Origin of the sequence: Brevibacterium picturae (assembly GCF_900105045.1) — a bacterium.
Taxonomy (GTDB): domain Bacteria; phylum Actinomycetota; class Actinomycetes; order Actinomycetales; family Brevibacteriaceae; genus Brevibacterium; species Brevibacterium picturae.
On record NZ_LT629739.1, the window covers coordinates 2,206,427 to 2,225,926 of the forward strand.

18 protein-coding genes are annotated in these 19,500 nt (G+C 64.5%); 4 read left to right on the forward strand and 14 right to left on the reverse strand.

Going from position 1 to position 19,500, the window contains the following annotated elements; all coding sequences use genetic code 11:
* Positions 1-26: 26 nt before the first annotated feature.
* Positions 27-1,583 (reverse strand): aminotransferase class I/II-fold pyridoxal phosphate-dependent enzyme, encoded by a 1,557-nt coding sequence (locus tag BLT92_RS10330; protein ID WP_092109107.1) that lies wholly within the window; start codon positions 1,581-1,583, stop codon positions 27-29.
* A gap of 112 nt (positions 1,584-1,695) precedes the next feature.
* On the opposite strand from BLT92_RS10330, the gene BLT92_RS10335 reads away from it, so the two are divergent.
* Positions 1,696-2,745, forward strand: coding sequence for a LysR family transcriptional regulator (locus BLT92_RS10335; RefSeq protein WP_231939135.1), 1,050 nt, complete (start codon positions 1,696-1,698; stop codon positions 2,743-2,745).
* Between the two features lie 45 nt (positions 2,746-2,790).
* On the opposite strand, the gene BLT92_RS10340 is transcribed toward BLT92_RS10335, so the two are convergent.
* The 8 genes from BLT92_RS10340 to BLT92_RS10375 form a co-directional block, all read right to left on the reverse strand.
* Complete coding sequence (locus BLT92_RS10340) at positions 2,791-3,249, reverse strand: RrF2 family transcriptional regulator (RefSeq protein ID WP_092105406.1); 459 nt, start codon at positions 3,247-3,249, stop codon at positions 2,791-2,793.
* Positions 3,250-3,306: 57 nt separating this feature from the next.
* The gene (locus BLT92_RS10345; protein ID WP_092105407.1) at positions 3,307-4,215 is read right to left on the reverse strand and encodes a sulfite exporter TauE/SafE family protein; all 909 of its coding nucleotides are present in this window, start codon (positions 4,213-4,215) and stop codon (positions 3,307-3,309) included.
* Between the two features lie 119 nt (positions 4,216-4,334).
* Positions 4,335-5,720 carry a tripartite tricarboxylate transporter permease gene (locus BLT92_RS10350; protein ID WP_092105409.1) on the reverse strand — a complete coding sequence of 462 codons (1,386 nt, stop codon included), beginning with the start codon at positions 5,718-5,720 and terminating at the stop codon, positions 4,335-4,337.
* Positions 5,717-6,130: a hypothetical protein gene (locus BLT92_RS10355; RefSeq protein WP_092105411.1), complete on the reverse strand. Its 414-nt coding sequence runs from the start codon at positions 6,128-6,130 to the stop codon at positions 5,717-5,719. Before BLT92_RS10355 ends, BLT92_RS10350 begins: the two co-directional genes overlap by 4 nt.
* Positions 6,131-6,221: 91 nt before the next feature.
* Entirely contained in the window at positions 6,222-7,157 is a 936-nt protein-coding gene (locus BLT92_RS10360) for a hydroxymethylglutaryl-CoA lyase (protein WP_331712245.1), read from the reverse strand.
* A complete protein-coding gene (locus BLT92_RS10365) occupies positions 7,154-8,428 on the reverse strand; it encodes a hydroxymethylglutaryl-CoA reductase, degradative (protein WP_092105414.1) in 1,275 nt (424 codons plus the stop codon). Before BLT92_RS10365 ends, BLT92_RS10360 begins: the two co-directional genes overlap by 4 nt.
* A 264-nt stretch (positions 8,429-8,692) precedes the next feature.
* The gene (locus tag BLT92_RS10370) at positions 8,693-10,591 is read right to left on the reverse strand and encodes a helix-turn-helix domain-containing protein (RefSeq protein WP_092105416.1); all 1,899 of its coding nucleotides are present in this window, start codon (positions 10,589-10,591) and stop codon (positions 8,693-8,695) included.
* An 87-nt stretch (positions 10,592-10,678) separates the two neighbouring features.
* Positions 10,679-11,947: a pyridoxal phosphate-dependent aminotransferase gene (locus BLT92_RS10375; RefSeq protein ID WP_092105418.1), complete on the reverse strand. Its 1,269-nt coding sequence runs from the start codon at positions 11,945-11,947 to the stop codon at positions 10,679-10,681.
* Positions 11,948-12,121: 174 nt separating this feature from the next.
* Between BLT92_RS10375 and BLT92_RS10380 the strand changes: the two genes are divergently transcribed.
* The 3 genes from BLT92_RS10380 to BLT92_RS10390 all read left to right on the forward strand — a co-directional run bounded on the left by BLT92_RS10380 (position 12,122) and on the right by BLT92_RS10390 (position 14,999).
* Entirely contained in the window at positions 12,122-12,919 is a 798-nt protein-coding gene (locus BLT92_RS10380; protein ID WP_092105419.1) for an ABC transporter ATP-binding protein, read from the forward strand.
* Entirely contained in the window at positions 12,916-13,650 is a 735-nt protein-coding gene (locus BLT92_RS10385) for an ABC transporter permease (protein ID WP_092105421.1), read from the forward strand. The genes BLT92_RS10380 and BLT92_RS10385 overlap by 4 nt, the downstream gene beginning before the upstream one ends.
* 95 nt (positions 13,651-13,745) lie before the next feature.
* Complete coding sequence (locus BLT92_RS10390) at positions 13,746-14,999, forward strand: ATP-binding protein (protein ID WP_092105423.1); 1,254 nt, start codon at positions 13,746-13,748, stop codon at positions 14,997-14,999.
* A gap of 25 nt (positions 15,000-15,024) precedes the next feature.
* Here BLT92_RS10390 and BLT92_RS10395 read toward each other — a convergent pair whose 3' ends face one another.
* From BLT92_RS10395 to BLT92_RS10415, 5 genes are all read right to left on the reverse strand, one after another.
* Complete coding sequence (locus BLT92_RS10395) at positions 15,025-15,606, reverse strand: GNAT family N-acetyltransferase (protein ID WP_092105425.1); 582 nt, start codon at positions 15,604-15,606, stop codon at positions 15,025-15,027.
* Between the two features lie 65 nt (positions 15,607-15,671).
* A complete protein-coding gene (locus BLT92_RS10400) occupies positions 15,672-16,340 on the reverse strand; it encodes a hypothetical protein (RefSeq protein WP_092105427.1) in 669 nt (222 codons plus the stop codon).
* Between the two features lie 286 nt (positions 16,341-16,626).
* Entirely contained in the window at positions 16,627-17,826 is a 1,200-nt protein-coding gene (locus tag BLT92_RS10405; RefSeq protein ID WP_092105429.1) for an ABC transporter permease, read from the reverse strand.
* Positions 17,823-18,710, reverse strand: a complete 888-nt coding sequence (locus tag BLT92_RS10410) for an ABC transporter ATP-binding protein (RefSeq protein WP_092105431.1) — start codon at positions 18,708-18,710, stop codon at positions 17,823-17,825. The genes BLT92_RS10405 and BLT92_RS10410 overlap by 4 nt, the downstream gene beginning before the upstream one ends.
* A 137-nt stretch (positions 18,711-18,847) precedes the next feature.
* Positions 18,848-19,498 carry a response regulator gene (locus BLT92_RS10415; RefSeq protein ID WP_092105433.1) on the reverse strand — a complete coding sequence of 217 codons (651 nt, stop codon included), beginning with the start codon at positions 19,496-19,498 and terminating at the stop codon, positions 18,848-18,850.
* Positions 19,499-19,500: the final 2 nt, after the last annotated feature.

Below are 19,500 nucleotides of genomic sequence, written 5' to 3' on the forward strand. Positions count from 1 at the left end.
GAGCGGCCCGGGGCGCCGGACTGGTGTCAGTCCTTGAGGACGCGGAATGTGGCCAGTGTCGAATCGACGCCGCCGCGGACGTGTCCCGTCGGACTCGCGGCCACGGCCTGCAGGAACTCCACGGTCTCTGCGGTGATCTCCTCACCTGGGAGGACATTCGGGATGCCGGGTGGGTATGCGGCCAGGGAGCTGACGCTGGTACGGCCGACAGCCTCGGCGGCGGGAACGAGCTCGGAATCCGCGAAATACGCATCGCGCGGTAGGGCGACCAATTTTCCCGCACTCGGCAGGGCGGGGATGCCGGCCGACGCCGTCACCGCCCCGGCCGACGCCGTCACCGCCCCGGCCGACGCCGCGACCGCCTCGGCGGGTCTGGTCTCGGTGTTCTCAAGGCGCATCGCATCGAGGGCGTCGAAGAGCCGGCCGAGGTCGGGGGACTTGCCCACGCCGATGAGGGCGACGATCGTCGTGGCCGTCGCCATCTCGGCGAAGATGTCGAAATCCTCGGTCAGGCGTTTGCGCACGGCATGACCGTCGAGCCCCGTCGAGGTGATGTCGATGGGTAGGCGGAAGGGGTCGATGTCGACGACATCGGCATGGTTCATGAAGTCCCCGGAGAGCAGGTGGTAGTGCTCGGAGCCTTCGATCCGGGCACGGATGTGGCGGATGTTCTCCAGCGAATACGAGATCGCGTCACGCGAATTCACGAGGTCCCGGCGAGCGATGTCGATCGAGGCCATGAGGTGGGCGTTCTCGCTGGTCGACGACGTCATCATGAAGGCGCGGGCCAGCGCGGGCTCGAGTCGGTTCGCGAATTCGGTGTCGCCGAGGTGGAGGACGGCTGATTGGGTGAATGAGCCGGCGAGCTTGTGGGTGCTCATGATGACGATGTCGGCGCCCAGGGTGACGGGGGATTCCGGCAGATCGGGGTGGAAGCCGAAGTGGGCACCCCATGCGGCGTCGACGATGAGGGCGGCGCCGGCTTCGTGGGCCACCTCTGTCAGTGCCCTGACGTCGGCGACGGCGCCGAAGTAGCTGGGGGTCACGAGGTAGACGGCGCTGACCGTCTCGGGGTGTGAGGTGATGGCCTGACGCAGCGAGTCCGGGGTGACTCCGTGGGCGATGCCGTTGACCTCGTCGACATTGGGGTAGACGAAGCCGGGGTTGAGTCCGGCCAGTACGATGCCGTCGATGAAGCTCGAATGGGCGCTGCGCTGGGTCACGACACCCGTGCCCAGGGTGCCGATCGCCAGTGCTGCCATGCGGTTGCCCTGCGAGGAGCCGTTGGTGAGGAACCAGGTGCGCCTGGCGCCCCAGGCCTCGGCGGCCAGCTGCAGGGCTTCGTCCTTCGGGGTATCGACGCCGAGGTCGATGCCGTCGAAGAGCGGGGGGATGTCCAGGGAGAGGATGTGCTCGCCGAAGAATTCGGCCTGACCTGCAGAGATTCCCGTGGTGGTGCCGCCGTGTCCGGGGGTGGACAGGAACAGCGAGTCACGCTCGGCCGCCGCCTGCAGTGCATCGGCATAGGGAGCGTGTGTTCTCGCGTTCCCCGGGAGTGCCGAACGATCTGAGACGGAGGTCATGTGGGAATCCTGGTGCACGGTCATAGATCCAGGTTAGGGAGTGAACCCTTGCCGGGAGAATACCAAGTTTCCTAAACTGATGAATACACACTATTGATCTGATGTGCGGAGGATGATGGAAGCTCTCGATACCCGTGGACTCTCGGCCCTGCGTGAGATTGCCGAATCGGGCTCGGTCGCAGCGGCAGCGGCCGCACTGGGGTGGAGCCAGCCCACGGTCAACCACCACCTGCGCAACCTGGAGAGGGCGCTGGGGTCGACGCTGATCGTGAAGAGTCCCCGCGGGTCGCATCCAACGGTCGTGGGCAATCTCGTCGTGACACGTGCGATCGAGATCCTGGGGCTGTGCGATCGCCTCGGCGCCGAGGTGGCGCTGTGGCGAGAGGATCAGGCCGTCCCGGTTCGGATCGGGGCTGTCCCCACGGTCGGCGCCCGCGTGATTCCGAAGCTGCACAACCAGCTGCAGAAGCGGGCTCGCTGGCAGGCACACGACGAGATGGCCTCCGAGAATCCTGCTCCCGCGGAGGCGACGACCGCAGGCAGGAATGCCGAGATGACGGCCGCGGCGCTCGATGTGACCTTGGACGAGCATGCGAAGCTCGTCGCCAGACTGGAAGCCGGTGACCTCGATCTGGCCCTGCTCGTCTCGACCGACATCGACAAGACGTGGATCCCGTCGACCCTGACGGCCAAGCACCTGTATTCGGAGCAGCTCTTCCTCTGCGTACCGAAGTCCGTCGGACCGATCGCACTCGATGCCGTGGGCATGCCCGACCTCACCTCGCTCGTCTCCCAGACCTGGGCGTTCAGCATCGACCCTGGTGACGCCATCGACGAGGTGGTCAGGTCGCTGTGCGTGACCGCGGGCTTCGAACCCCGGGTGGGGATGAGGATGGACGACTACGCGGCGATCATCCGCATGATCGCCGCAGGGCTGGCGGTCGCAGTGATCCCCGATTCCTCGGTCCCGGAGGACCCGACGGTCGAGGTCATCCCGATGCCGATGGACGCCTGCCGCCGCGACGTGCTCCTCGTCTCCCGCGCACGGACGGCGGAGGCGAGTGCGCAGGTCGCTCGACACGATCCAATCGTCGCCGCCCACAATGCTGCCATCGCCGAGGTGGTCGCCGACGTGGGAACCGTCACCGCACAGTGGCGGTGAGCAGGTGCCCGCCGGTGACCGGGGTTCGCGTCGGAGGGTGAACGCTCAGTGCGGGGTCCATGCGTCTTCGATCGCGACCTTCTCAGTCACCTCGGCGGGCAGTGTCTTCGCCGCCAGCGCCTCGATGGTCACCTGCTCGAGGACGTCGCGCAGGGCGAAGCGCGCGGCGATCCACACCTGTTGGAGGGATTCGGCGGCATCGTCGTACTCGACGGCCTCGGGACGTTGACCGTAGATCGAGACCAACGGTCCGTCGACGGCCCGGATGACATCGGCAACCGTGGTGGCGCTCGCCGGCTTCGTCAGCTTCCAGCCGCCGGACTTGCCGCGGACCGAAGCCACGATCTCGACCCTGCGCAGATCGGCGAGGATGGCCTGGAGAAATCCCTTGGGGATGGTCTGTCGCTTGCCAAGCTCATCGGCGCTGATGGGCCCGCCGTCGACGACGTCGGCGATCTCGATCAGGGCCCGCAGGGCATAGTCGGATTTCGTGGTGACCCGCATGCCGTCATCGTAACAGCGGGCCGCACGCGGGGCCGGGGGCCCAGCCGTCCGGGGTGCTCAGCTTCCGGTGGTGACTTCGGCTTCCACCTCGGCGAGGGGCTCGGTTCGACGGACTCGGCGTTCGACTCCAACCGCATGCACGATGAGTGCGAGCCAGGCTGCTGCGAGGACCGCGAGAATGATCGACACGGTCGGGGTCGATGCCCCGAGCGCCAGTGCGATCGTCCGGGCGTTGGTGAGGATGATGATCCCACCGGCGGCGATCGCCAGCACCCGGGCCGGCAGGATCTTGACCAGCCAGGCGGCGACGGGCGCGGCGATGATTCCGCCGATCAGGAGTGCCGCGGCGATCGACCAGTCGATGCCCGATGAGCCCAGTGCGATGAGGAATCCGAGTGACCCGCCGACCGCGACGACGAATTCGCTGGTGTCGATCGAACCGACGACCTTACGCGGCTCCAGTCGCCCCGATGACAGGAGCGTGGTGGTTCCGACCGGCCCCCAGCCGCCCCCGCCGATGGAGTCCAGGGCCCCGCCGACGAGACCCATGGGCACGAGCAGCTTCACTCCGGGCCGTCCCTTGAATTCGGGCCGGCGGCCGCCGAGGGCGAGGAAGCGCCAGATCACATAGATTCCGAGGGCCAGCAGGATGCCCGAGATCCACGGTGTGGCCGCGTCACCGTTGAGGCTGGTGAGGAAGGTAGCGCCGGCGAAGGCCCCGACGAAGCCGGGGATCGCGAGGATCGAGACCGTCTTCCAGTCGACGTTGCCGAACTTGTGGTGCGAGATGCCGGAGACCAGCGAGGTGCCGATCTCGGAGAAATGCACCGCCGCCGAGGCGGTCGCCGGGGCGATTCCGGCCGCCAGCAGCAACGTCGTCGAGGTCACCCCATAAGCCATGCCCAAGGAGCCGTCGATGAGTTGGGCAAGGAGGCCGACGAGCCCGAGGACGATGAGCTGGCGCATAGTAGTGACCTTTCAGCATGCTGAAAATTGTTGAGCAATTCGTTCGATGCCAACAATACCCACTAAGTCGATCCGATTACTAGACTATGAATTTCTGTGACGTTTCCTGACGTCGTGCGTCACAGGGCCAGCACTGCCGGAACTGTGAGGACGGCGACGTAGTAGCCCATGAATTGGACGCCCGCGTGCATGCCGATCATTCTGTTGAACAGGCCGCCGACCAGTCCCACGGTGATGGTCACACCGAGTGCGAGCAGTCCGCCTTCATAGAGGCAGATGACGCAGATGAGTGCGACGAAGCCCGCGATGATCGCCTCGTGGGAGACCGACCTCATCACCCAGGTGGCTGCCCGGTGGGCGTTCTTCATCACGAACGGGTAGGCGACCACAATGGCGATGACCGCGGCGATGACAGAGAAGAGCGCGAACTCACCGGTAGAGAGCAGGTCGTGCAGGTTGTTCGTCTCGCCGGTCTCCGCATCGAGAGTGTAGACGGGCGGGGCGTTGAACAATGGCGCCGCCGGGCCTGCGGCCATGGGCGAGAGCGGGAGACCGATGGCGATCAGCGGGATCAGGGTCTCGGCGATATAGGTCGATTCCGTGGTGCCGTTCCTCACGGACACGACCGTCGTGAGTCGATGGAAGCCGTTCTTGATCCGACTGCCGGCGATCTCACCCATGAGCACTGCCATGGCGACCGGCGAGAAGACGAAGGTCGCGCTGGTGATGGCTGCCGAACCGCTGGTGTAGGCCAGCTGCTGTCCGTCCAAGACTTTGAAGGGGTTCGGCAGCTTCGCGCCGCCGGCGGGGCGAACATCGGGAGCCAGGTCGAACTCTCGCTTGCCTGACTGCGCCATCGATCGACGGCCCGTCGGCGACAGGGCAGAGAACAGATCGAAGATGAGCGGGCCGGTCGCGATTCCCAGGAAGAAGGACGTCGTGAACGTCGCGTCCTTCTGCTCGAGGATGAACGCCTGCAGTCCGACGATGATGAGCACGAAGGGAATCAGTGCGAGGACTGCCGCCAGCTTTCCCTTCGAGGTATACGCGACGAGGATCGCCGCCGCGATGAAGATCCATGGCGCGGCCGCACCGATCGCCTCGGCGAATGGGGTGAGGACGAGTGCGAAGAGGATCGACAGCGGAATCGCAATGATCACCGCGATGACGCCGCCGGAGATGGCCTTCTGCAAGGCGATGTGAGGCACTCCGAGAGACCGCAGGAGCTGCGCCTCTCGCAGCATGGGCACGGCAGTGGTGTCGCCCGGTATCCCCAGCAGAGTCGTCGGGACGGCATGCGAGATGTGTTTGGCGATGATCGCCGCGAGGAAGAAGGCGATGACGCCGGCCGGAGGCACGCCGATGAGGATGACGAGCAGTGCCAGGGGTGCGACGATCGCCGTCTCATCGGTGCCTGAGATGAGACCGATTCCGGTGAAGAGCACTGCGGCCAGCAGGGCCATGCCGATCGCCCACAGGATCGGTTCGAGAAGATCCGCGCTCACAGCTGGGCACCCTTCGATCGGCTCTCATGATTTTCGACCAGGGCATCGAAGAGTCCGAGAGCTCGGATCTCCTCCTGCACTGCCGGTTTGAGATCGCGGGGGTCGCCTAGTTCTCCGTACTCTTCGACAACCTCGTCGATGACTTCCTGCCGATTGCGGGTGTCGGCCTGCGACTGAGTGATCACGCGCTTGGGCTTGAACAGGATCCCGGCGATCACGGCGCCGATGATGCAGCCGACGATCCCGATCAGGAGAGCATAGGAATGTCCCAGTTCCGCATCGCCGGTGGACGTGAAGAGGTGGTCGGAAATGAGGAACGCCGGCACCGCCACCCCGATTCCGATGGCAATGCTGCCGACCAGGTGTTTCGAGTCGACGGTGTCATTCCAGACTTCGAGCAGTTGTGGCATCTTCGCCTACCTTCTGTTGTTGAGTCGTGTTTCTGGAGTGCGAACGCGGACCGGGCTGACTGCACCCCGGACCGGCCGAAAGGCTGTGGTGCTATTGATTGACGATGGCCGCCGAGGTGGCCGAGGCCAGTGGCTTGCCGAGCTGCTGGCTCAGCCATTGGCTCGTTTCGGCGACCGCGCGGACGTCGACGCCGGTCGAGATCCCCAGGCCGTCGAGCATCCACAGAAGGTCCTCCGTCGCCAGGTTTCCGGTCGCCGAACCGGCGAACGGGCAGCCGCCGACTCCACCGGCAGAAGCATCGAATTCGCTGACCCCCAACTGGAGAGCAGCGTAGACGTTCGCCAGTGCTTGACCGTAGGTGTTGTGGGTGTGCAATGCGATTGCCTCAACGGGGATGCCGCTGTCGATCAGCGCCTGCAGGACAACACTCACGTGGCCAGGAGTCGCGGTGCCGATCGTGTCGCCGAGCGAGATCGACGAGCAGCCCGCCGCCAGCAGCTGCTGTGCGGCGGTGACCACACGCTGTGGGTCAACCGGGCCCTCCCACGGGTCGCCGAAGACCATGGACAGATATCCGCGGGCCCGCATCCCTGCCTTGGTGGCTGCAGTTGCCACGTCGAGGTTGCGTGCCGTGGTCACCTCGAGGCCGTCGCCGAGGTTGGCCCGCGAGAACGACTCCGTGACACTGACGAAGACGGCGATGTCCTTGGCCCCAGCCGCCATCGCATCATCGAGTCCGCGTCGGTTGGGGGTGAGGACCGGATAGGAGATGCCTGTGCCGAGGTCGAGTTCGTCGAGGACGGCGCGGGTGTCGGCCATCTGCGGAACGGCCTTGGGGGAGACGAAGCTGCCAGCTTCGATGGACCTCAGCCCGGCGCCGCCCAGTCGGGAGATGAGCTGAGTCCGCACCTCGGCGGGCAGGGTGAGCGATTCGGCCTGCAGCCCGTCTCTGGCGCTGACCTCATAGACCTTGACCTGAGTCGGCAGATTCGCCTGGGCGAAGATCTGAGGGAGCGAGTCCATCATTTCTGCCCACTGGAACGCAGCTCGGCGAGGAGGGCCTGGACCCGGTCGAAGCGGAAGGACTTCTCTTCGATGAGCTTGGCCACGATGGTCGTGGCCTCCTCGGCAGTGGCGCCGGCGGAGACGGCGAGGTTCTTCGCATGCAGCGACATGTGGCCGCGTTGAACGCCTTCGGTGGCGAGCACCCGCAGGGCCGCCAGGTTCTGCGCCAGACCAGCGGCGACGATGATCTCGGCCAGATCCTTCGCCGTGCCAACCTCGGCGATCTGGAGTGCGGTCCGGGCGGCCGGGTGGACCTTGGTGGCGCCGCCGACGAGACCGACGGGCATCGGCATCTCGAGATTGCCGACGAGGTCGCCCTTCGCATCCTTCTCGAACGTCGACAGCGAGGTGTAGCGGCCCTCGGCCAGGGCATGCGAATGGGCACCGGCCTCGACCGCGCGAGTGTCGTTGCCGGTGGCCAGCACCACGGCGGAGATGCCGTTCATGATGCCCTTGTTGTGGGTGGCAGCACGGTACGGGTCGGCCGCGGCCAGCTCATAGGCATGGAGGATGTTGTCGACGACCTCGGCGCCGCCGAGGAGATCTTTGTCGAAGACGGCGCGTGCACGGCTCAGCCGCAGATCGGCCTTGTTCGTGAGGATGCGCAGGAGAGCGTCGCCCTCGGCGATCGCGGCCAGGCTGCCCGAGACGGCCTCGGCCATCGTGTTCACCGCGTTTGCACCCATAGCATCGCGCACATCGACGTGGAGATGGACGACGACGTAGGTGGCCGACTTCGCGTCGACGAGGCGAACGTCGAGGCCCTTGACGCCTCCGCCGACCTCGACGAGCTTCGGATCCTGGGCATTGGCCAGCTCGATGACTTCGTCCTGGTGCTCGAGGATGCGGGAGCGGGCTGCGTGCGGGTCGGCCACATTGATGAGCTGGATCTGCGCCTGCATGATGGGCTGCGTCGAGCTGGTGAAGAACCCACCCTGTGGGCGTGCCATCCGGGCGGCGTTGCTGGCAGCGGCGATGACCGACGCCTCTTCCGTGGCCATGGGGACAAGAACATCGGTGCCGTTGATCGTGAAGTTGGTGGCAGTTCCGAGAGGCAGGGAGAAGACGCCGAAGACGTTCTCACTCAGGTTCGCCGCCTGTTCGGGGCCGAACGCAGTCGCATCGATCTGGGCGAGGGCCTCAGCGTCGAGCCCGGTGGCATCGGCCACTGCGCTGCGACGCTCGTTGACCGACATGTTGCGGAAGCCGGCAATACGACTGTTCTTGGCCATTGTGTCTCCTGTTGAGTCTTCGTCGAATCTGTGTCCGCCGACTGTGGTTGCCTCCGTCGGTCAGAACTTCTGCGCGGAGGACTTCTGGGCGGAGTACTTCTGCGCAGAGTTCAGTCAAACACTTCGAGGACCGATCGCCTATAGCTGTTTCGGACAGTAATATCTCTGATACATGGATGTAGTGGCCAGGGGAGCGGGGGTGTGCCGGGTGCGTGCCAGGTTGCGCGGGCCGACGCTGGTTGTGCGGGCTGAGCTTGGTTGCGCTCAGTTCTTCTGCTGGAGTTGGTCCAGCCGGAGGGCGACGTGGAGGCGGAACGCGTACTCGGGTGCTCGCCAGTCGACGTCGAGAACCGTGTCGATGCGCTCGAGGCGCAGTTTGACGGTGTTGATGTGAACCGAGAGAGCGGTCGCGGTGCGGCGAATGCTTCCGCTGTGTTCGAAGTACGTGCGCAGAGTCGTGACCAGATCAGCCGACTGCCGCCGGTCCCAATGGTGCAGGGGGCCGAGCATGCGCTCCATGAACCGTTCGACGTGTTCGGGAGCTGTGCCGAACATCGCCGTATAGGGAGCGAAGTCCTCGGCAGGACAGACACCGCTGGTGATCGACAGCGAATTGAGGACCCGCACACACGACCACAGCTCGTCTTCGGCGGTGCGCAGCTCTGAGCGTTGAAAGCCGGTGTCGGAGACGACGACCAGGCAGTCGCGCAGGATCTCTGAGGATGTGAGCAGCTGTTCCATCTGCGCTCGGGTCCGATGTGCGGAACGGGGCAGCAGCGCGGTCAGTCCCGGAGAGCGCTGGGTCATGAGGATCCGAGGCTCGACCCGGGCCAGGTACGAGCCGATGCGATCGAAGTCGTTGGGTCCTGCCTGGACCACCACCAGCTGCCAGGGTCCCAGCAGGGTGAAGTTGCTGGAGCGTGCCCGTGCGCGGAGTTCGTCCAGGCCTCTGGTGTCGGCGATGAGGTCGACGGCCAGTTCGCCGCGCACACGGTTCTCAGCATCGGCACGTGACTGCTCGTTCATCTGGATGAGCGCCAGGGACTGTGCAGCCTGAGCGACGATGCTGTGGTCGCCGTCCTTCGGCGGGTTGTGAAAGTGCACGAACAGTCCGCTGTGCTGGCGTCTGTTCGAGGCCACCGAGGCGGCGATGAGTCGCCCATCGGCAGAGACCTGAGCACTTCGCCCGGTGCGGTGACTGGTGTCCAGCGCGGCCAGGATCTCGTCCTTGCTCACATCGGTCTGAGTCAGGAAACCATCGTCGGGAGGGAACTCGGGGGAATCGAGGCGCCAACTGTCAACGATGAGCACCTCGGCGTGCAGGGTTTGGGAGATGACGTCGGTGACTGCTGATGCCCCGCGGCCCTGCAGCACCAGTTGGGTCAGCTGCTCCTCGACCTCGACGAGGCGCTGCAGGGTGGTCGCCTTGGCCGCGGCCAGCTCCTCCGACGCTGCCGAGGCCGCGGCCGCCTCGGCGAGTTCGCCCATCAGCCGAGCGGTCTTGAGGATCACCGAGGCGTGATCGGCCAGTGCGGAGAGCAAGGTGATCTCATCGGCCGCGAAATCGTGGGGGTAGCGATTCGCCGCGAACAGGGCGCCGAGGACCTCACCGTCGACGACCATGGGGACGCCGAGGAGTGACTCCATGCCTTCTGCCTTGACGGCGGAGTCGACACGGCGTTCGTGGGGCAGTTGAGTCAGGTCGTAGGCAGAGGTCCAGTGGGCGGCTCGGTCACGTACGACGCGACTTGCGAGTCCGACACCCGGTGGCACGCGCAGCGCTGGGAGCTGGAGGGAAATGGCTCCGCGGCTGGCTCTGACGTTGAGCTCGTCGGTATCGGGGTTGTATTCCGAGAGGTAGGCGATGTCGCAGCCGATGAGTGACTTGGCTCTGTCGACGAGCTTCTGCAGCAGGCGCTTCGTGTCCCGGACCTGGATGAGCTCTGAGGCGCTTTCGAGCAGAGCCGCACGCTCATGGTCCTTCTGCCGCCACCGCGCCATCGTGGTCGACAGATCGAGAAGCGAGTCGATGAGCACAGGCTGCCGCCCGAGTTCTGCTTCCAGCCGGCTGCGGTCGACGGGAGTTCCCCGCGCCACCAGATTGACCGCCTGCGCGACGGACTCCACCGGCACTGTCTCTGGTCCCGCTTCGCGCTCCGTCATGAGCCCATTGTCTCAGTCGCGGCTCGCTGCGCTGCCGGCTCACCCTGGCTTCGGGCCAGCTCGACGCCAGCTCACCTCGACCCCGGCTCACCCTGCCGCCGGCGACATCTCCTTGACGGTCGGGAGTTCGCAGGTGGTGCTCGCCTTCTGCTTGTATCCGGAGAGGAACTCGCCGAGGCGGTTGATCGACTCATCGAGGACCTCGACCGAGGGCAGGGTGACCAGTCGGAAGTGGTCGGGGCGCGACCAGTTGAAGGCGGTGCCGTGGGAGACGAGGATCTTCTGTTCGCGGAGCAGATCGAGGGCGAACTGTTCGTCGTCGACGATGTCGAACTTGTCGACGTCGAGCTTTGCGAACATGTAGAGGGCACCGCTGGCCCGATGTGCGGACACACCGTCGATGGAGTTCAGCCCCTCGTGCGCGAGGTTCATCTGCGCACCGAGTCGTCCTTGGGGCAGGACGAGGTCATCGATCGACTGCTTCCCACCCAGTGCCGCCTGGATCGCGTGCTGGGCGGGAACGTTCGCGCACATGCGCATATTGGCCAGGAGTTTGATGCCTTCGAGGTAGCTCTTCGCCTCGGACAGCGGTCCGGTGATGGCCAGCCAGCCGGCGCGGTAGCCGGCGATGCGGTAGGCCTTCGACAGCCCCGAGTAGGTCAGGCAGAGGACATCGTCGCCGGTCAGAGTGGCCACGTTGACCATCTCGACGTCGTCGTAGGTGATCTTCTCGTAGATCTCGTCGGCGAAGATGATGAGTCCGTGGCGGCGGGCGATGTCGACGATCTTCTTCAGGGTCTCGCGTGAGTACACGGCGCCGGTGGGGTTGTTCGGGTTGATGACGACGATGCCGCGGGTGTTCTCGGTGATCTTCGATTCGAGATCCTCGAGGTCGGGTTGCCAGGCGGTGGCTTCGTCGCACAGGTAGTGCTTGGGTGTGCCGCCGGCCAGGGCGACCGATGCCGTCCACAGGGGGTAGTCCGGACTGGGAACGAGGATCTCGTCACCGGGGTTGCACAGGGCCTGCAGGGACAGGGTGATGAGTTCGCTGACGCCGTTGCCCAGGAAAACCTCGGAAGTGTCCAGATTGTGGATGCCCCTGGTCTCGTAGTATTGGACGACGGCACGGCGTCCGGAGAGGATTCCGCGGGAGTCCGAGTACCCCTGTGCGACGGGAAGCTGCTTGACCATGTCGTGGACGATCGCCTCGGGGGCTTCGAATCCGAAGGGTGCAGGGTTGCCGATGTTGAGCTTGAGGATGGTGTGGCCCTTGGCCTCCATCGCCTCGGCCTCTTCGAGGACGGGTCCGCGAATGTCATAGAGGACGTTGGCCAATTTCGACGACTGCCTGTACATGTGAACCTTTCGCGACGACGTTTGCTATACCCACGCTATGACCCTCGCCGAGGTGGTTCTGACCAAACAGAGGCCCGTTTCGTGAACCTTTGCCGAGGTTTTCGGATTGTTTCGCAGACCTTTGGTATCACGGGTCACTTGACGTAGGCCAGTATCGGGAGTCTCATTCTTCTTATGACGAGCAACGCGATCGAGGCTCGGCGGCTGACGATTCGACGCGGGCGAAAGACCGTGATCGACAGACTCGACCTGACTCTGCCGCGCGGCGCCATCGTCGGTCTGCTCGGGCCCAGCGGCAGCGGCAAGACGACACTCATGCGCGCAGTCGTCGGTGTCCAGATTGTCAGCAGCGGAACGGTCAGCGTGTTCGGCGAGCCCGCGGGCTCGGCACCTCTGCGCCACAAAGTTGGATATATGACGCAGCTGGCCAGCATCTACGACGACCTCTCGGTGCGCGCGAACCTGGCCTACTTCGCACGGGTGCAGGGCGTGCCGAAGTCCGATGTTGAGCGCGTCATCGAACGCACCGATCTGAGAGACCAGGCCGATCAGCTTGCCCGCACGCTCTCCGGTGGGCAGGCCAACCGTGTGTCGCTGGCGGCGGCGATGCTCGGGTCGCCGGAGCTGTTGGTCCTCGACGAGCCCACGGTCGGTCTTGATCCGATTCTGCGTTCCGAGCTCTGGGCCATCTTTCGCCGCATCGCAGACGATGGGGTGACGCTGCTCGTTTCGAGTCACGTCATGGATGAGGCCACGCGATGTGACCGGCTGCTGCTGATGCGTGAGGGTGCGGTGATCGCCGTAACCACCCCGCGCGAGCTGCTCGAGAACACACGGGCCGCCTCGGCGGAGGAAGCGTTCCTGCGCATCATCGAGGCCGACACGGCTAAGAGGGATTCTGTGTCGAAGAGGCTGTTGGCGACGCGCCCACCGCCGCAGGACAGGCGAGGTCCGGGGGGGACGAAGAGATGACTCCTTCGCGCACCTTGGCCACGGCAGGGCGTGTGCTGCTCCAGATTCGCAACGACCCGCGCACCGTCGCACTGCTGCTCGTCGTGCCCAGCCTGCTCATCGGCCTCGTGGCCTGGATCTTCGACGAGACGGATGTCTTCGACAGAATCGGCCCGGCAATGCTCGCGCTGTTTCCCTTCATCGTGATGTTCCTCGTCACGAGCATCGCCACGCTGCGCGAACGCCGCAGCGGCACTCTCGAACGGCTGCTGTCGATGCCCTTGGGGCGGGGTGATTTCATCCTCGGATACACCGTGGCCTTCGGTCTGCTGGCAGTGCTGCAGACGGCGATCGCGGTGGGCTTTGCCACGGTGGTGTGCGGACTGGAGATCGAAGAGTCGATCGTGTTGCTCTTCGTCGTCGCCATTGCGGATGCACTGCTCGGTACGGCGCTCGGGCTGCTGGCCAGTGCCTTCGCCCGCACCGAGTTCCAGGTCGTGCAGTTCATGCCGGTGCTCGTGTTCCCGCAGATTCTGCTGGGCGGCATCTTCCTTCCCCGCGATCAGCTGCCGGACGTACTCGAAGTGATCGGTGACTGGTTGCCGCTGTCGCACGCGATCGACGCTCTGACTGCGGTGTCGACAGGCAGCGAGGACGCCGCGTACATCTGGCTTCGTGTCCTCGTCATTGGCTGCTGGATCGTCGGTGCCGTCATCGTCGGTTCGTTGACTCTGCGTCGTCGGACGCCGTAGATTTCTTCCATTTGTAGCGTAGAAGCTCTTCTAATTGTAGTGTAGAACTGCTTCAAACTGTAGTGTAGGGAATGTGTAGGAGCTAGAGTGAGGCCATGGAGTATATGCCTCGAACTTTGGACCTGATGCTCGATGAGCTGATGGGGTATGAAGCGGCCATAGCGATTGACGGCCCAAAAGGTGTGGGGAAAACAGCTACTGCGGCAAGGCGCGCAACCAAGATATGGCGAGCCGATATCGATGCGGAACGAGCGACACTGGAAGCGGATCCCCTATTCGAGGACGCGCCAAACGGCACCTTGCTCGTCGATGAGTGGCAACGTCTGCCAACGATCTGGGATTCGGTGCGTCGGCAGGTCGATGATGGGGCTGGACCAGGTCGCTTTCTGCTTACTGGCAGCGCAACGCCTCGGCGCGGCACTGACACTCATTCTGGGGCTGGTCGGATTGAGTCATTGCGCATGCGCCCAATGGCATTCTACGAACGGCACCCTGAAGAATCGACGTTGAGCCTGAGCGAGTTGTTGAATGGAGTCGCTGGGTCGATCTCTGGGACAACAGTGTGTACCGCCGCTGGGTATTTCGAATCAATTGTCCGGAGCGGATTTCCTGACATCTTTCGATTGCCGGAGCGTCAGTCCACTCGTCGGCTGGAAGCGTACCTGCAGCGGGTTATCGACAGGGACATGGCTGAACAGGGATATGCAGTGCGTCGTCCGGAAACTCTTCGGAGGTGGCTTGCCGCATATGCGGCGGCCTCCTCCAGCTCAGCGTCCTATTCGAATATTTTGGATGCGACGACATCGGGCGACGGCAGCCAGCCGGCACGCAGCACGACTATTGCGTATAGAGACCAACTCACCCAACTATGGTTGCTCGACCCAGTTCCCGCGTGGACGCCGAGGATGAACAATCCATTCAAATGGCTGCAGAATTCGAGCAAGCATCAACTGGCCGATCCTGCCCTGGCAGCGCGACTGTTGGGGCTGAGCTCGTCGGCTTTGGGCTCCAGCCAAGGAGCTGCGATGGCTGGCCCGTTGTTTGAGTCCCTGGCGACTCTGAGCGTCCGAGTTGCCGCCGACGCAGCGGGAGCTCGGGTTGGGCACCTGCGGACAAAGGGCGGTGAACATGAGATCGACCTCGTGGTGGAAGGCTTCAATGGCGAGGTCGTCGGTATCGAGGTCAAGCTGTCCGCCCACGTCGATGACAAGCACGTCAAGCATTTGAAATGGTTCAAGCGCCAGCTGGGTGATCGTGTAGCCGATCTGATCGTCCTCTATACGGGAAAGGAAGCTTATCGTCGACGCGACGGCGTTGCTGTTATTCCTCTGGCCCTATTGAGCTCATGACTGTCTCAGCGAGAACTTTTGAGCCTCAGGCCGACTGCCGGTCGCTGCCAAGCATCCCGAAGACAAGGGTGTCCGTCCACTTGCCCTTCGACCACCAGTCTTGGCGCAGGTGAGCTTCTTGGCGCATGCCGATGCGAGTGGCCAGCTTCGCCGAGGCGGTGTTCCGGGCATCCATCTGAGCGATGACTCGGTGGAGGTTGTAACGGTCGAAGGCGACGTTGAGCATGGCAGCGGCGGCTTCTGAGGCGAAGCCGTGGCCACCGGCTGCCGGATTGAGGATCCAACCGATCTCTGCCTTCTCCGCTGAATCGCCTTCGAGCCAGAGCGCGAGGCAGCCGATGACGACCGAGCCTTCGATATCGTCGAGGCCATCGGCCGTCTCGATGACCAGCGCGAGCGCACGCGATTCGGTGTCCAAACCGGTTCGCGGAATGCGTTTGGCGATCTCGGTTCGTGCCACCTCGGCGGTCCACGGTTCTTCGAGGAGGTACTGCGAAACATCCTCACGCGAGTACATGGGCAGCAGCGCCTCGGCGTCGGACTCGCGATACGCACGCAATTGAAGTCGATCGGTGGTCAGCGGCAGAGTCAGCTCCTGCGGATTCATATGAATAACGCAATCACGGGTCACGGGTGTGCGCAAGGGTCTGGCGAGGGGGCGAGCGAACAGCGTCACCAGCCGACGAGGTCTCGTAAAGGGCGCCGTTCTCGTGAGCCATCGGAGAAGAGGACACGGGAACGCGGCTCACGATTGCGTAGCAGCGCAACACCGCAGGGCACCAGCGCAAGTGCAAGACAGAGTCCTCCGAAGCCGGGCTCGTGTTCCTTGAGAACGCCCATGCCGAGCCAGCCGGCGGGCAGGATCAACATGCACCGGATCAAGCCCAATGACCGCGACCGATAGGCGGCGATGGCAATCAGGAGCGAACCGAGAATAGTTCCGAGGGAGAGGACTACCGGAACTCGCCAGAAGGCATAAGCGAGATCACCGTACCCGTCGAGGAACAACGGTGTCGCTGCCCCAGGTCCCAGTCGTTCGACCAGGTTGAAAGCGGTGGCATCCACCCCCAAGTAGAACAATCGTGCCCCGAGGCCGAGAATCATCAGGCCCGCTCCCAGCATCGCGATCAGTGGTGCTCTTCGTGCAGTGATCTGGCAGAGACAGATCATCGCCGGGATCAGCAGGAAGATGCCGAGGAGAAGAAGGGTCCATCCCGCGGTGGAGAGTTCTGGTGCCCGGCTGTGGACGACGAGCAGCATCGGTGCGGCAAACGCATCTGCGTCCAAATCGTCGAGCTCAGACGGTGAGAGATTCGCTGACTGCCGGGCCAGCCATTGCATCAACAGTCCCGAGGTCCACAGCAGCGGGGGGGGGGTCGACTATCAGTGTGAGACCGTCCAGGATGCGCCCGGGAAATGGTCTCCAACGGAGGAGAGCCGAGCCGGGCGAGGTGTGGTTTCCATGAGATTCATGAGGGCTCGACAACGTGTGGTCTCCTGTCTGTCCTCGGTGCAGGCGTCAGCAGCTTCGCTGAGCCGTGTGAGGGCACGGCGGAGAAACGACGGATAGACGAGATGGTTCATCGCTTCCCCACCGTTGAGTCTATCCGTCGTTGTCCCTCGAAGTTCACCCCTTCGACCTGCTCAGTGCCTGCTTCCACGAGACCTTCGGGCCCGACTGCAGGATGGAGCGTTCGAAGATGCGGGTGGCCAGCAGCAGCGCCAGGACGGTGGTGACGGCGAGGATGAGCAGCGACACCAGCGGTTCCCACCACTCGATCGTGCCGAGGAAGACGCGCATCGGGACCGCGACGGCCGCGGAGAACGGGATGTAGGACAGCACCGCCATCACCGCCTCATTGGACGAGAAGAGGATGACCGCCATATAGGGCAGGAAGATGAGCATCATGATCGGGCTCGACGTCGACCCTAGGTCCTCCGTCCGGGAGACCATCGACGCGGCCGCGGCGTAGAGGGCCGCGATCATGACGAAGCCGACGATGAAGAGCGGAATGAACCAGGCGATCGGTTCCGTGACCTTGCCGAGGACCAGGTCGTTTCCGCTGATGGCGGCCCCGATGAGGACGGACAGCGCGGTCAGCCCGATCTGCGCGAAGGCGAGGATCGAACACGCCAGGACCTTGCCGAACATCAGCACCTTCGCCGAGGTGGACGCGAGCAGGATCTCGACGATCCGTGACTGCTTCTCCTCCACCACCGACGAGGCGATGGTCGTCCCGAAGGTCACCGCGGACATGAAGAACACGAGCCCGAGGCCCAGGCCGATCAGGTACGTCAGCCCCGGATCCGGGGCGTCCGGGTCGAGGAGCTCGACCGTCGGCACCTGGCTGAGCGCGCCGGTGAGCGACTCGGGTGCGGAGCGTTCGGCGATGACGGTGACACCGACAGGGGACTGGCCGTCTGCGACGACGGCCGCGGCGACCTCCTCGGACGTCACGAGATCCCTCGCCTCATCGACACTGCTCACGGCGACACGTTCGATTCCGTCGACGCCCACTACGGCCTCTGCCCCCGCCGAGGTGACCGCCACCTTGTCCGTGGATGAGAACAGAGAGGGCAGCGTCCCCGACACTGCGACGAGTGCCCCGAAGGCGACGATGCTCAGCAGCGTCGAGACCATGAACGCCTTCGACTTGATGCGGACCATGATCTCGCGTTCGATGACGAGACCGATGGCGGTGGTGAAGCTCGCCCGCCGTGTCTGGGCCGTCGTCGCCAGTCCCGACTTCATGGGGGTATTCGTGCCGCGTGCATTCGTGGTGGGCGCGTTCGCGCCGGGGGAGTTCGAATCCTGGTGGGTGCTCATGCCTGCGTGACCTCCTGGAAGAGTCGGTTGAGGGCGACGGTGTGCGGGGCGAAGGACTTCACGGAGGACACGGTGATGGCCTGGTGCAGAACCGCCTCGGCGGCATCCGGATTCGGTGCGGCGAAGCGGACCCAGTTCCCGTCGAACTCGATGACGGTGATGTCGGGGATCTCGCGCACCCACCCCATGTCCGCATCTGTCTGCAATATCCACTCAGGTGTGCTGCGCTGAGAGCGCAGCTCATCGGCGGTGCCGTTGGCGACGAGGCGGCCGCCGTCGATGATGATGAGGTCGTCGACGAGGCGTTCGACCAGGTCGAGCTGGTGGCTGGAGAAGAGGACGGGCGCACCGGTGTCCGCGAAGTCCTTGAGGACCTCGAGGGTGCGTTCGACGGCGACCGGGTCGAGCCCGGAGAACGGCTCGTCGAGGACGAGGGCGCGTGGACGGTGGATGAGGGCGGCGGCGATCTGCACCTTCTGCTGATTGCCCAGGCTCACGGCTTCGAGGTTGTCGCTGGGTTTGCCGCCCAGGTCGAGCTGTTCGAGGAGTTCGAGGCCGCGGCGACGGGCGGAATGGCGGCTCAGCCCGTGGAAGCGGGCGAGGTAGATGAGCTGGTCGATGATCGGCATCTTCGGGTAGAGGCCGCGCTCTTCGGGCATGTAGCCGATCGCGCTGCGGTGTGCGGGAGTGATGGTCTCTCCGTCGACGGTGATGCGACCCGAGTCCGCGGCGAGCACGCCGAGGATGATGCGCATGGTCGTCGTCTTGCCGGAGCCGTTGGAGCCGACGAAGCCTGTCATCCGGCCGGCGCCGATGGAGAAGCTCAGGTCGTGGAGGACCTGTTTGTCGCCGAAGCTGCGCGAAATTGTGTCCAAGGTGATCATGGTTCAACGCTATGCGGTGCCGCGGTGGTGCGGATCCGTCGTTCGGCCTATTTTCGCCTCAGCGGTGTGGGGGAGAGCCTGATCCGGACGAGCGCGGCCTCGGACGAGATCAGCTGTTCATCGGCCTCGTGGCGAGGTCAGCTGCTCATCAGTCCGTTCTCGTAGGCGAAGATGACGACGTGGATGCGGTCGCGGATGTCGAGCTTGGTCAGCAGGTTGGACACATGGGTCTTGACGGTGGCCTCACCGACGAAGAGCTGGGCCGCGATCTCGGAATTGCTCAGCCCTCTGGCGACCAGGTGGAGGACCTCGAGTTCCCGGTCAGTGAGCAGCGTCAGCTCTGGGGGTGCCGAGGCGGTGGTGTCGGGACTGCGCACGGAGCGTTCGATGACGCGTCGGGTCACTTCGGGGGAGAGGAGCCCGTCGCCGCCCGCCAGTGCGGTGACCGCGTCGATGAGCTGCTCCGCCTCGGCGGTCTTGAGGAGGAACCCGCTGGCGCCGGCGGCGAGTGCCTGGAACAGGAAGTCGTCCCGGTCGAAGGTGGTGAGCATGAGGACCGCTCCGGCCGCTCCTCGGCGCACGATCTCTGCGGTGGATTCGAGCCCATCCATGACAGGCATCTGCACGTCCATGCAGATCACGTCGGGGGCGAGGTCGAGCGCGCGGTCGATCGCGACCTGCCCGTTCTCGGCCTCGCCGACGACGGTGATGGTGTCCTCGCTTTCGAGGATCGTGCGGAAGCCGGTGCGGACCATCGACTGGTCGTCGACGAGGAGGACTCGGATCACGT